Source organism: Demequina sp. (genome assembly GCF_049841215.1).
In the GTDB taxonomy this organism is placed as follows: domain Bacteria; phylum Actinomycetota; class Actinomycetes; order Actinomycetales; family Demequinaceae; genus Demequina.
On record NZ_JASGEO010000012.1, the window covers coordinates 21503 to 33681 of the forward strand.

Below are 12179 nucleotides of genomic sequence, written 5' to 3' on the forward strand. Positions count from 1 at the left end.
GGTGCCACGCGGCCGGTGCGGGCCTACGCGAAGTGCTTCGGCAGGGTCGCCTCGTGCGCGGCCTTCAATTCGTCCAGCCCGACGCTAAACGCGCCCTGAACTTCCAGGTCACCTTGAGCGTCGGTCACGCCGATGCGCACGGCAGGCACTCCGCGAGCCTCGAGCATCGCGAGGAACGTCGGCTCCTCAGTGCGCGGGAGAACCACGAGCGCGCGGGCCTGGGACTCGGAGAAGAGCGCTTGGACAACCGAAACGCCGTCGCGCGCGGCCAGCTCGTCCAGGGTGACGCGAGCGCCAACCCCGTACCGCAGCGCCCCGCGAGCCAGAGCGGCAGCGATGCCGCCCTCACCCAAGGCGACCGCAGCGTCGGCCAGGCCGTCACGACTCACCGAAACCAGCACCTCGGCGAGCACGCGTTCGGCCTCAAGGTCGGCCACCGGTGGCAGACCGCCGAGGTGACCGGAGATGGCGGCATACTGCGATCCGTCGAGCTCGGGGCGGGTGGTGCCGAGCACGTAGATGAGCTGGCCGTCCTCGCGCCAACCAGAGGGCAGCGCGCGGGTGACATCGTCGAAGACGCCGAGCACGCCCACGATGGCCGTGGGATTAATGCTCGAGTCGATGCGGCCAGGCTGTCCCGTGCCGTTGTACAGCGAGACGTTGCCGCCTGTGACGGGGACGCCCAACTCTTGGCAGCCGTCGGCGAGGCCGCGGATGGCCTCGGCGAACTGCCACATGGCGTCAGGGTCCTCGGGGGAGCCGAAGTTGAGGCCGTCCGTGATGGCGAGAGGTGTAGCGCCCGTGGCCGCGACGGCGCGGTACGCGTGCGCGAGGCTCTCGATCGCGCCCGCGTACGGGTCCAACTTGGTGAAGCGGTCGTTCGAGCGCGTCGCAATCGCAACCCCGCGCCCGGTGGACTCGTCCACGCGGATGACGCCAACGGTGTCGGGCCGCGCCATGGCCGTGTTGCCCTGCACGTAGCGGTCGTACTGGGAGGTGATCCAGGCCCGAGAAGACAGGTTGGGCGAGGACATGAGTTCAAGGAACGCCATCTTGAGGTCATCCTCGGCGACCGGCATCCCGAGCGTGCGCGCGGTGTCCTTCTGCAGGCCGTCCATCCACGCCGGGCGGGCGAAGGGGCGCTCATACACGGGGCCGTCGTGGGCGACCGTGCGCGGGTCCACGTCCACGATGCGCTCGCCATGGTGGTCGATGGTGAGGCGGCCGGAGTCGTTGACCTCGCCGACCACCGCGGTCTCAACGTCCCACTTGCCGGTGATCTCGAGGAAGGCATCGAGCTTCTCGGGGGTGACGACGGCCATCATGCGCTCTTGAGACTCGGACATCAGGATCTCGCCCGCATTGAGGGTGGGGTCGCGCAGCAGGACGTCGTCGAGCCACACGTGCATGCCGCCGGAGCCGTTGGAGGCGAGCTCAGACGTCGCGCACGAGATACCGGCCGCGCCAAGGTCCTGGATGCCGAGTACAACGTCCGCGGCAAACAGCTCGAGGCAGCACTCGATGAGCACCTTCTCCATGAAAGGGTCACCCACCTGGACGGAAGGTCGTTTGGAAGGGACGCCGTCCTCAAAAGTCTCTGAGGCGAGGATGGACGCTCCGCCGATGCCGTCGCCACCGGTGCGCGCACCAAACAACACCACCTTGTTCCCCACACCAGCGGCGGAGGCAAGGTGGATGTCCTCGTGCTTCATGACGCCAACGCACAGGGCGTTCACCAAGGGATTTCCCTGGTACGAGGCATCAAACGCGGCCCCGCCGCCAACATTGGGAAGGCCAAGCGAGTTGCCGTAGCCGCCAACGCCGGAGACCACCCCGTGCACCACGCGCGCGGTGTCCGGGTGCGCAATGTCGCCGAACCGCAGCTCGTCCATCACGGCCACGGGGCGCGCGCCCATCGCGAGAATGTCGCGCACGATGCCGCCAACGCCGGTGGCGGCGCCCTGGTACGGCTCCACGTACGACGGGTGGTTGTGGGACTCGACCTTGAACGTCACGGCCCAGCCGTCGCCGATGTCAACCACCCCGGCGTTCTCGCCGATGCCCACCATGAGGTGCGTCTTCATCTCATCGGTGGTCTTCTCGCCAAACTGGCGCAGGTGCACCTTGGACGACTTGTACGAGCAGTGCTCCGACCACATCACGGAGTACATTGCGAGCTCCGCGTTGGTGGGGCGGCGGCCGAGGAGTTCGCGGATGCGCGCGTACTCGTCGGCCTTGAGGCCGAGCTCGGCCCAGGGCTGCTCCTGGTCTGGGGTCGCGGCGGCGTGCTCCACCGTGTCGAGGTGGCTGGCTACGGAAGGCGAAGGCGCGGAAGCGTCGGTCATCGGGTCCTCAGAGGTGGCGGTGACGGAATGGGTCAAGCGTACCCGGGCAGGTGATCCGGATAGACGATGTCGATCTCCGCGACGGATTGCGGGAAGTCCTTGCGGTTGTTGGTGATGAACCACTCGGCGCCTGCCGCCACCGCCGTTGCAAGGTGGGTCGCGTCGGCAGCACGCAGACCGTACTTCGAAGCGAGCACGAGCGCGAGCCTCGCGGTGGGCTCGTCGATGGACCGCAGGTCGAGGCGACTGAGCAAGCTCAGTAACGCCGTGGTCTCGTCGGAGTCGGGATCGTCACGCATTGGCTTCGCGAGCACCTCGGGCAGCAGCAGCAGCGATCCGATGCAGGTGTGGTCCGCCTCCGCTGACTCCGCGACCAGCGCCGCTACCGGCGCCCCGAGCGGATGGCCGCGGTCGGCAGCGTAGATCAGCACGTCCGCGTCAAACGCCACACGATTCGTCATCCGCGGCGCCGGGCGTCGCGCGCGGCCTCGACAAGTACCTCTGCACGCCCGGGCCCAATCGCGGCGGTCGTGAGTGACTCCGCGAGCGCCGCCTCGAGGCGCGAGCCGACGCGATCGGCCTGGTCCCAGACGTCGCTCGCGCGTCGCGCGCGAAGCACATCCGGCCGCACGAGCACCGCCACGACGCGACCATGCCTGGTGATCGCCACCTCTTCGCCACGCTCCACGCGATCGAGCTGCGCGGGAAGCGTCTGGCGAGCATCACTCGCGCTCACGGTGGTCATGCAGGGATTGTACGACGCTGTACATCAACGTACAACTGCGAGCCCCCGGGCTCAACTACGCCTCGGGCGTCCCCAGAGTCCCCGGCTCAACCACGATCACCGTTTCCACGGACGGATCGCAATAGTGATCCCACTCCGCGCGCGCCTGCGCGAGCCACCCGTCGCCAACCGCCGGCCTGCCCACGGCCACCACGGGCTCGGGATACTGCGCAATCTTGTCGCCCGCAAAGAGCGACGTCCCTGAGATGAAGGGAGCCGCGCCGGAAGTCCCGCGCTGCACAACTGAGAGCTTGAACGCGCGATACGTGTCAGGGAGGACCATGCCAACTCGCGTGCCGGTGGAACTCAGGATGTACCAGCAGATTTGGGAATCGCCCACGTCGGCGTCGAGCGTTCCGGCGTACGTTCCGCCCTGCCCTTCCCACGCTGCAGCGGGATAGCGCGGGGTGGTGACGGGCCGCTCGGTGAAGGCGAATAGCACCGCGGCGCCGAGCAAGATGAGACCTACAAGAGACCACACGAGGATGCGAGTCCGTCGCGGAGTTGGCATGGTGACAAGGTAACGCAGCAATCGGCACCCCCATAAATGGGGGCAGCTGTCACCAAGCGCGGGTGTCCGAATTGCGTTATTTTCACAGATGGACACTCGCACGCACGTGAGGGGGAGGCGTGGAAACCACGCAACTCACGCTGAGGCTCTTGGGGGCCCCAACTCTCCTAAGCGGAGACAGTCCCGTGGCGCTTTCGCCAGGGGCGTCGTTGCTGTGCGCCTACCTCGCCCTCGCCCCCAAAGAGGGCCGCGCGCGCGACATCGCTGCAGCGCATTTGTTCAGCGACTGCTCCGCCCCTACGGCGCGCCGCCGCCTCAACACGGCCGTGTGGCGATTGCGCACCGAGGTCCGCGCGCGCACGGGCGTGGAAATCGTCGCTGAAGCAACGGGCCGACGGGTGGCGCTGAGCTCGGCGATAGAGGTCGCCTTGGATGCGCGCCTGTTTGAGCAGCTCACCACGCCGACGCTCGAGACGCGCGCTCACGACCTCACGCCCGCACAGGCCTCGGCGCTCGAAGCCGCAGTGTCGATGCACAGGGGAACGCTCGTGGAGCCGTGCGACCACGAGTGGGTGCTTTCCGAGCGCGCCCGCATCGAGAACCTGTACCTCACGGCACTCGACCACTTGCTGCAGTACTACGGGGCACGCAAAGAGCTGGGGGCCATCGCCAAGTACGGGGACATGGCGCTCGCCATGGAGCCCTTGCGCGAGGACGTCCACCGCCACGTCATGGCGGCCTACGGAGCCGCGGGCAGGGACGACCTCGTGGAGCGGCAGTTCGAACGGTGCCGCACGGTGCTGCTCGAGGAACTCGGCGCGGATCCCATGCCCGAGACCATCGCGCTCTATGCCACCCTGCGCCGCCGCGAACCGAGCGCTCCAGGCGAAGGCAACCCCAGCGTCGGCGCTCTCGTGGCGGAACTGGAGCGCGCCCACAGGGAAATCACGCGCCTCAGCGAGATCGTCGACCGCGCGCTCGATCACGTGGCGCGGCTGCGGTGACCGTTTCGCGATAGCGAGGCGCGGCCGCGGTGACCACACCGTGACCGCCCACAGTCAGGCTGACCCCAAATCAGAAGGGTCACGGCCTGGTGGTGAAAACCTGGAAGCACCGCTTTCTCCTCGACGTGTGGGCAGAGCCCCGCGAGGTGGAGTCGCTTCCCCTCATCGTGAGGGCAAGAGTGCGTGACCTCGCAACTGACGAGGAGACGTACGTGGGGTCGTTCGCCGAGATTGAGCGCCTCGTCGAGGCGCGGCTCGACGCGGAGGGCCTCACTCCTCGCAGGTGGGAGCGGGACGCATGATCCTCGAGGTGACTGAGGCGCTCGTTGACGTGATCCATGACGCGACGCCAGATCTTGCGCCGTGGGTGCAGATCAACTCCCTTGTGGAGGGCGACACCGCTCCGGAGGACAACAAGGCGGCGATCGCGCTGATCGCCGTGGCGCCCCACCCGCACATGATCAACCGCCCGCTCGTGGAGGGAAATGCGGGCCTCGTCCGCGCTCCCCTCAGCCTCAAACTGACGTACCTCATCACGTACTTTGGCGTTCACGACGAGGCACAGACCCGCCTTGGCCGCATCGTGCAGGCGTTCCACACCACTCCGGTGCTCACAGGCGCCGACCTCGTGCCGCCGCTCAAGGGAACCGTGGACGCAATCGCGATTCGGCTACTGAGCCCCACGCACGATGAGCGCAACCAGGTGTGGGGCGTGCTCGGCAGGCCGGGCAAGGTGGCGCTGTTCTACGAGGTGGACGTGGCGCCCGTGCCGATCCTCGAGCGCGAAGGCGCGGGGCGCATCCTCACCCACCGCGTGGATTACGTGGGGGCGCCGTGACCGTCATCGCCACCTCCACCACGAGCCTCCAGTACCGCGTTCGCCTGCTTCACGCGTCCACGGGAGCGGCCATCGGGGCACTTTCGGTAGGCCCGACGCTGTGGCCGCCAGGGTGGTCGGCTCGCGTGGTCTCTGGCTCGGTGGTGGTAGCGCGCACCGCCACGGCTGGCACACCGGCGCCCGCCTTCGTGGACGTCACAGTGGCCGATGCAGGGCTCGCAGCGCACCTCGTGTTTCCCGCAGGAGCTGACCGTGCGCACACCATCCGCGTTCCACTCGCCGGCCCGCCAACCGAGGTCCCCATCGACGTGGCCCTGGACCCAACGCCCATGGTGCTCACCGTGGCCCTCAAGGATCTGGGCACGGGCAACCCCGCCGTCGGGAAGTCGGTGACCGTGCACCCAAGCACGGGAGCGGACGTCCCCCTCACCGCAGTAGCCGGCAAGCCCGGCGTCTACTCGAGCGCGCCCCGAACCTGGGGGGCGCCCTTCACCCCAGCCGATCTGCGGATCGGCGCCACCACCGTGCGCAAGGTCTCGCTTGACTTCACGCGCGCCGAGACCCGCATCCATGTGGTCGACCCAACCTGACGAGCCAAGGAGGCCGTTGTGACCTATCAATCCCCCGGCGTGTACATCGAGGAGGTGCCCTCGGGCCCTCAACCGATTGCCGCCGCTCCCACCAGCGTGGTCGCCGTGCTCGGCACCACCAGGAAGGGACCGGTCCTCAAGCCCACGCGGGTCACCGGCTGGTCTGACTTTGTGCGCGTGTTCGGCACCGCAACATCCCGTTCCTTCACGGCAGAGTCGGTGTTCGGCTTCTTCGAAAATGGCGGGCCCGCCGCGTACATCGTGCGCGTGGACCCGTCCGTTGGAGCGCAGTGGTTGGTGAGCGACTCGACACCCGCCGCATCCTTCACGGTTGACGCGATCAGCCCCGGAGCCTGGGCGAACGATGTCTCGCTTGCCGTGGCCCCCGACTTCACCGGCGGGCTCGCCACGATGGCGCGCGCCACCGTGTCCGGCCCCGTAAACGTCACCGCCGCGGCAATCGACGTGCCGGTCTCAAGCCCTGGCGGCCTCGCGATCAACGACACGGTGACGCTCATCAACTCCGCTGGTGACACGCGTGCGGCTGTGGTCAACGACGTGACGGCCACCACGGTGCGGGTCACCAAGTCCGGCGGGGCAGCGCTCGCGCTGGATGCGGGAGACACGATCGCGCTCGCCGTGGCTGGCACCGCAACCGTGCTGACGTTCGCCGCCGGATCCGGCATCCGCACGGGCGACCTCCTGGTACTGCAACGCGCAGACGCATCGCGAGTGACCGCGAGGGTTGCGAGCGCAGTGCCAGACGGCGCATCACTCACCGTGACACTTGCGGCGCCGCTTGGTGCGGCGATCGATGCGGCGGGCCTCGCGCCGCGGCGCACCGCGTTCGCCGGCACCATCGCGGCCAAGGTGGGGGCACTGAACCTTGGCGACATCGCCTGGGCCGCGGACCCGGCAGTGGTGCCGCACACTCAGGACGGCCAGCTCACCAACGCCCGCGCGATCGTCTCGACGGGGGTTGAGGCACAGGTCTCCGGCACCACCTTCTCGATGCCCGCCGGCGGCGACTTCCCCTCGGGAGCCATCTCCGTTGACGGCCAAGTGCGCGTGGCGGTGTTCTCGCAGACCATCGACCTCAGCCCGGCCAATGAGGCGGAGGTGGTCTCGCAGTTCAGCTTCTTGCCCATCGGCACGGCCATCCGCCTCACCAATGGCACGGACACCACCACCGTTACCCGCACGGGAGCGGCCACGGGAACGTCCGCAGGCGACGGGCTCGCCCACACGTTCACCACGGCCACCTTTGTGTTGCCCAACGACGCCTCGCTCGGCGTGGTGGTCAAGTGCGCGGTAGCCCCGCGCGTGGGGGACTACGTGGCGTTCGCTGCGAACACCCTCAGGATCACGGGCGTGGACAACCCCAGCGGCAACATCTACGTGCTCGACTTTGCGGCCACCGCCAACATCTCCGCGGCCACCAACCCGGATGCTGGCCGGTTCCCGCTGCTCGCCGTCACGGCCACGCAGGCCTTCCCGTATCGCTTCAGCCTGCGGGTGCTGAACGACGGGGCTGTCGTCGAGACCTTCTCGTCGCTCGCGCTCGACCCCACCCACCCCACGTACTTCGCTCGCGACGACGTGGTCAACGGCGTGTCCACCTACGTCACGCTCAACCCACGCGCGGGGGGAGCGCCAGCCATAGCGTCGGGCACCATGCCGGCGATCGTGACGCGAACGCGAGACGGCGTGGACAACGATGCGGGAACCAGCGACTACGCCGCGGGACTGGCTGCGCTCGAGGTGCCAACAGAGCCCGCGATGGTGATCGTGCCAGACGCCGTGCGATTCGAGGATCCCCTGCTGCAAGCGGACCTCGTGGGCAAGGTCATCACGCACTGCGAGCAGCAGCGTCGCTTCGCGATCATCGACACCCCTGACATCGACGAGGACACGGAGTTGCTCGCGTGGCGAAACACCGCGGTGAGCAGCACCTACGCGTCCGTCTACGCGCCGCACGTGAAGATCGTGACGATCGATCCCGATTCGATAGACCGCTACACCACCGTGCCGCCCTCCGGGTTTGTCGCGGGAGTGTTCGCGCGAACCGATCGCGAGCGCGGCGTGCACAAGGCGCCGGGCAACGAACGCGTCAACGGCATCGTGGGCCTCACACAGGACTACACGCAGCGGCGCCAAGACCTGCTGAACCCCGGCAGCGTCAACCTGATCAGGGCCTTCCCTGGCCGTGGAATCCGGTTGTGGGGCGCGCGCAACGCCACCGACGACGTGACCTGGCGCTATGTCAACGTGCGGCGCCTGTTCAACATGATTGAGACCAGCGTTGAGCGGTCCACGCAATGGGTGGTGTTTGAACCCAACACGGCCTCCACGTGGATCCGCATCAAGGTGTCCGTGGAGAACTTCCTCGATCAGCAGTGGCGCGCCGGCGCTCTCGCGGGCACCAAGCCAACTGAGGCGTATCGCGTTCGCGTTGGGATCGGCGAAACCATGACGGAGACGGACGTTGACCTCGGTCTCGTCATCACCGAAGTGGCCATTGCCCCTGCTAAGCCAGCGGAGTTTGTGGTGTTCCGCTTCAGCCACAAGCGACTCGCTGAATAGTCGACGAGCACAGAAAGGACCTGAGCCATGTATCCCATGACCACCCTGCACTTCGAAGTCAGCTGGGGCGATTCCCAAAACACCTCGAGCTTCTCCGAGGTCAGCGGCCTCACCATGGAGGCCGAAGTAGTGGAGTACCGCGGCGGTGCCGACGTGCAACTGAGCACGCGAAAGCAACCGGGACTCAAGAAGTTCTCCAACGTCACCATGAAGCGAGGCATCGCGCCCAAAGAGGCGGGCAACGGCCTCTTCGATTGGTACAACACCATCGTCGCTGGCAATGTGGCGCGCCGTCCCGTGACGGTGAGCCTGCTCAACGAGACGCGCGAGCCCGTGATGACCTGGAAGATCAAGGAGGCGTGGCCCGTCAAGCTCGAGGGCCCTGGCCTTAAGTCCACCGGCACCGACGTGGCCATCGAGTCCGTCGAGTTCGCCTGCGAGGGCATCGAGATCGAGGTCAAGTAAGTGCTCGCGCTCGCCTCTCCCGCCGTCATGCCGTTCACCACGGTGCACTTTGTGTTGGCCATCGACGGCCTCGCGTCGACGAGCTTCAGCAAGTGCACGGGCCTGGCGGGAGAGGTGAGCGTCGAGGAGTACGCGGAGGGCGGCGAGAATCGCTTCTCGCACCGCATGCCCTCGCGTGCCTCGTTCCCCAACCTGGTGCTCAGCCAAGGCGCTGGCCCCACCCAAGAGCTCTGGGATTGGTGGGGCGAGTACCTCACAAGCGGGCTCGTGGCTCCCCGGGACGGCACGGTCACGCTGATGAGCACGGCCGACGGCGAACTCACCCCTGTGCGCGTGTGGGGGTTCTCGCGTGGCTGGCCGGCGAAGCTCACGGGCCCGGACCTGGACGCGCAGTCGAGCGCGGTGGCGATCGAGTCCATCGAGATTGCGCACCACGGCCTCGCTCTCAAGAAGGTGGGGGCCTGACATGGCGGTTGTCATTGGCGAGATCATCACTGAGACTGCGGTGGCCCCGGCACCAGAGGGCGGTGCGGGCGGCCCGGCTCCTGCGGAGGAGCAGCTCGAGGCGGTGGTGCGCAAGGCAACGGAGCGGGTGCTCGAGACGCTGCGCAGGGAGTGGGACCGCTGATGCTCACCGCCACCCAACTCACCAAGCTCACGATCGACGCCTACACGGACCTTGAGTTCTCCAAGCCCGCGGGGGTGACGTGGACGGCGCTGCTGAATCCCACGGAGCTGAGCTTCTCTCGCAAAAACAAGTACGAGGCCACGCAGTCGGCCGGCACGTCCCAGCCGCAGCAGTCGTATAGCGGAGGGGAGCCCGATGAGGTCTCTCTGGACCTCTTGCTTGACGGCACGGGGGTGGTAGGGGAGGCCGGGAGTATCGGTCCCAAGCTCGACGAGTTGCTGGCGCTCACCAAGTTCCAGGGCGACACGCATCAGCCCTACTACGTGCACGCCTATTGGGGCCGGTTCACCTTCCGCGGCATCCTCACGCAAGCGGACGTCACGTACAAACTGTTCGATCGCACAGGTGAGCCCTTGCGCGCCACGATCAAACTCGCGTTCAAGGAGGCGCTGTCCCCGCAAGAGGTGCAAGCGGAGGACCGCCCCGCGTCGCCCGATCTGTATCAGACCTGGCTCGTCAAGGACGGCGATGCCCTCGATGCGATCGCCGCGAGCGTCTACGGCGACCCCGCCTACTGGCGGCCCCTTGCCAAGGCGAACCACCTCACGAACCCGCGCGGGGTGCGCGCAGGGCAAGTGCTCATGCTGCCCCCAGTGGCGCAGCGCACATCAACAGCGCAGCGCACAGGGACCCCTCGATGAGCCCCGCCGCGCAGCCCGATCGCCCCACCTTCGAAGTCACCGTCGCGGGAGCGGCACTCTCGCCCGCTGATGCTGCGGACGTGATCGAGTTTGACGTCCACGAGGAGGTAGGGAGGCACGGCAGGTGCACGCTGCTGGTGCAGAACTGGAATGCCGACGAGCGCACCGTGCGCCACAGCGACACCGGCCCCTTCGCCCCTGGCAAGGACATCGCGGTGGCGCTCGGCTACCACTCGGACCTCACTCCCGTCTTCGGCGGGGTCATCGCCTCCATCACGGCCCACTTTGGATCCAACGGCAGGCCCGTCTTGCGCGTGGAGGCGCGCTCCAAGTCGATCCTGCTTGAGCACCCCCCACGCTCGCGCCAACTCGCGGACGTCACCGACGCGGACGTCGCGAGCGCGATCGCGAGCGACTATTCGCTCTCGTCAGACGCGGATTCCGGCGTGCAGCGCGCGTTCGTGGTGAGCGACCGCCAAAGCGACTGGGACTTCCTCAAGGCACGCGCGGCGCGCCTTGGGTGGGCGCTCTATGTGCGTGACGACACGATCGTGTTCCACGCCCCGCCCGGCCCGGATTCGCCCCCCAAGTTCGACTACACGAGCGGCATCATCGAGGCGCATCTCACGGAGGATCTGACCCACGCGATCGACACCGCCACGGGGGTGTCGTGGGACGTCTCCGCGCTCGACGTGGCGGAAAGCGAGCAGTCCGCAGATTCAGCAGGAATCGCCACTGGAGACCGCGATACCCATGCGAAGGCCGTTGGCGCCGCGGGGTGGCCATTGCGCGCGGAACGTGACGAGAAGGACGCGGACTCGGCAAGCGACGGCGCCGACGCGCGCGCCCTTGGACGGCAAAGGGACGCGGCGCTCGCCCACGTGCACGGGCACATGGTGGTTGCTGGCGACCCTTCGCTGCGCTGCGACGCGTGGGTGGAGATCACCGGGGTGGGCGCGCGGCTGAGCGGTCCCCACTACGTCACCGCAGCTCGCCACCGCCTGAGCGACAAGGGCTACCGAACGGAACTACAGCTTGGGCGACCTCCCGTGCTCACCCCGCCACCAGCGTCGGGCAGTATGCAGACCGGACTGGCGCTTGGGGTGGTGGAGGCGCTCGACGATCCCGATTCGCTCAACCGCGTCAAGGTGCGCTTGCCGTGGCGGCAAGACGCAGGCGAAGGCGTGTGGGCGCGAGTGGCGGCCGCTGACGCCGGCGATGGATACGGGCACGTGGTGATCCCCAATGTTGGGCAAGAAGTGCTTATCGGGTTCGTCGACGGCGACGCAGCCGCGCCCGTGGTGCTCGGCCAGTTGTTCAACGGCAAGGCTGCGGCCCCCGTGACGATCGACCCCGACAAGAACGCGGTGCGTGCCTTCGTCACCCCTGGCGGGCACACCGTGACGCTCGATGATGGCGACGACGCTGCGGTCAGCATCGTCAGCGCCAAGGGCCATTCCGTGGTGATCGACGACGCTAACTCCGCGGTGACGCTCACTCACAAGGACTCCTCGAACGAACTCAAGCTTTCTGACAGCGGCATCGAGCTCACGGCGGCCAAGGGGGACCTCATCCTCAAGGCCTCAAGCGGCACCGTGAAGATCGACGCGATGACCTTCGAGGGCAAGGCCTCTGCGCCGTCAAAGTTCGAGGCCTCCGCCACCTTCGACCTCAAAGCATCCGGCCCGCTCGGGCTCAAGGGTGCCCTCGTGAACATCAACTAGGAGCAC

14 protein-coding genes are annotated in these 12179 nt (G+C 67.6%); 10 read left to right on the forward strand and 4 right to left on the reverse strand.

Annotated elements, in window-relative coordinates:
- Positions 1-23: 23 nt before the first annotated feature.
- From purL to QM618_RS05720, 4 genes are read right to left on the reverse strand one after another with little or no spacing between them, the layout of a single operon-like run.
- A complete protein-coding gene (gene purL / locus QM618_RS05705; RefSeq protein WP_428095577.1) occupies positions 24-2345 on the reverse strand; it encodes a phosphoribosylformylglycinamidine synthase subunit PurL in 2322 nt (773 codons plus the stop codon).
- Positions 2346-2377: 32 nt separating this feature from the next.
- Positions 2378-2806 (reverse strand): type II toxin-antitoxin system VapC family toxin, encoded by a 429-nt coding sequence (locus tag QM618_RS05710; protein WP_428095579.1) that lies wholly within the window; start codon positions 2804-2806, stop codon positions 2378-2380.
- Positions 2803-3090: a type II toxin-antitoxin system Phd/YefM family antitoxin gene (locus QM618_RS05715; RefSeq protein WP_428095581.1), complete on the reverse strand. Its 288-nt coding sequence runs from the start codon at positions 3088-3090 to the stop codon at positions 2803-2805. Before QM618_RS05715 ends, QM618_RS05710 begins: the two co-directional genes overlap by 4 nt.
- Positions 3091-3145: 55 nt before the next feature.
- The gene (locus tag QM618_RS05720; RefSeq protein ID WP_428095584.1) at positions 3146-3640 is read right to left on the reverse strand and encodes a hypothetical protein; all 495 of its coding nucleotides are present in this window, start codon (positions 3638-3640) and stop codon (positions 3146-3148) included.
- 119 nt (positions 3641-3759) lie between these two features.
- Between QM618_RS05720 and QM618_RS05725 the strand changes: the two genes are divergently transcribed.
- The 10 genes from QM618_RS05725 (at position 3760) to QM618_RS05770 (ending at position 12173) form a co-directional block, all read left to right on the forward strand.
- Positions 3760-4644, forward strand: a complete 885-nt coding sequence (locus tag QM618_RS05725) for an AfsR/SARP family transcriptional regulator (protein WP_428095586.1) — start codon at positions 3760-3762, stop codon at positions 4642-4644.
- An 89-nt stretch (positions 4645-4733) separates the two neighbouring features.
- Positions 4734-4946, forward strand: a complete 213-nt coding sequence (locus QM618_RS05730) for a hypothetical protein (RefSeq protein WP_428095588.1) — start codon at positions 4734-4736, stop codon at positions 4944-4946.
- Positions 4943-5482, forward strand: coding sequence for a Pvc16 family protein (locus QM618_RS05735; protein WP_428095590.1), 540 nt, complete (start codon positions 4943-4945; stop codon positions 5480-5482). The genes QM618_RS05730 and QM618_RS05735 overlap by 4 nt, the downstream gene beginning before the upstream one ends.
- Positions 5479-6072, forward strand: a complete 594-nt coding sequence (locus tag QM618_RS05740; protein WP_428095592.1) for a hypothetical protein — start codon at positions 5479-5481, stop codon at positions 6070-6072. Before QM618_RS05735 ends, QM618_RS05740 begins: the two co-directional genes overlap by 4 nt.
- Positions 6073-6090: 18 nt before the next feature.
- Entirely contained in the window at positions 6091-8655 is a 2565-nt protein-coding gene (locus QM618_RS05745) for a phage tail sheath subtilisin-like domain-containing protein (protein WP_428095594.1), read from the forward strand.
- 27 nt (positions 8656-8682) lie between these two features.
- The gene (locus tag QM618_RS05750; RefSeq protein WP_428095597.1) at positions 8683-9120 is read left to right on the forward strand and encodes a phage tail protein; all 438 of its coding nucleotides are present in this window, start codon (positions 8683-8685) and stop codon (positions 9118-9120) included.
- Positions 9121-9585 (forward strand): phage tail protein, encoded by a 465-nt coding sequence (locus tag QM618_RS05755; RefSeq protein ID WP_428095599.1) that lies wholly within the window; start codon positions 9121-9123, stop codon positions 9583-9585.
- 1 nt (position 9586) lies between these two features.
- Positions 9587-9748: a hypothetical protein gene (locus QM618_RS05760; RefSeq protein ID WP_428095601.1), complete on the forward strand. Its 162-nt coding sequence runs from the start codon at positions 9587-9589 to the stop codon at positions 9746-9748.
- Entirely contained in the window at positions 9748-10449 is a 702-nt protein-coding gene (locus QM618_RS05765; protein WP_428095603.1) for a LysM peptidoglycan-binding domain-containing protein, read from the forward strand. The genes QM618_RS05760 and QM618_RS05765 overlap by 1 nt, the downstream gene beginning before the upstream one ends.
- Positions 10446-12173 (forward strand): phage baseplate assembly protein V, encoded by a 1728-nt coding sequence (locus QM618_RS05770; RefSeq protein ID WP_428095605.1) that lies wholly within the window; start codon positions 10446-10448, stop codon positions 12171-12173. The genes QM618_RS05765 and QM618_RS05770 overlap by 4 nt, the downstream gene beginning before the upstream one ends.
- Positions 12174-12179: the final 6 nt, after the last annotated feature.

What these genes read in the sequence shown, in the direction of transcription:
- QM618_RS05735 (WP_428095590.1), top strand. Translation starts at nt 4,943, where the DNA reads ATGATCCTCGAGGTGACTGAGGCGCTCGTTGACGTGATCCATGACGCG.
- QM618_RS05770 (WP_428095605.1), top strand. Translation starts at nt 10,446, where the DNA reads ATGAGCCCCGCCGCGCAGCCCGATCGCCCCACCTTCGAAGTCACCGTC.
- QM618_RS05750 (WP_428095597.1), top strand. Translation starts at nt 8,683, where the DNA reads ATGTATCCCATGACCACCCTGCACTTCGAAGTCAGCTGGGGCGATTCC.
- QM618_RS05720 (WP_428095584.1), bottom strand. Translation starts at nt 3,640, where the DNA reads ATGCCAACTCCGCGACGGACTCGCATCCTCGTGTGGTCTCTTGTAGGT.
- QM618_RS05760 (WP_428095601.1), top strand. Translation starts at nt 9,587, where the DNA reads ATGGCGGTTGTCATTGGCGAGATCATCACTGAGACTGCGGTGGCCCCG.
- QM618_RS05710 (WP_428095579.1), bottom strand. Translation starts at nt 2,806, where the DNA reads ATGACGAATCGTGTGGCGTTTGACGCGGACGTGCTGATCTACGCTGCC.
- purL (WP_428095577.1), bottom strand. Translation starts at nt 2,345, where the DNA reads ATGACCGACGCTTCCGCGCCTTCGCCTTCCGTAGCCAGCCACCTCGAC.
- QM618_RS05765 (WP_428095603.1), top strand. Translation starts at nt 9,748, where the DNA reads ATGCTCACCGCCACCCAACTCACCAAGCTCACGATCGACGCCTACACG.
- QM618_RS05715 (WP_428095581.1), bottom strand. Translation starts at nt 3,090, where the DNA reads ATGACCACCGTGAGCGCGAGTGATGCTCGCCAGACGCTTCCCGCGCAG.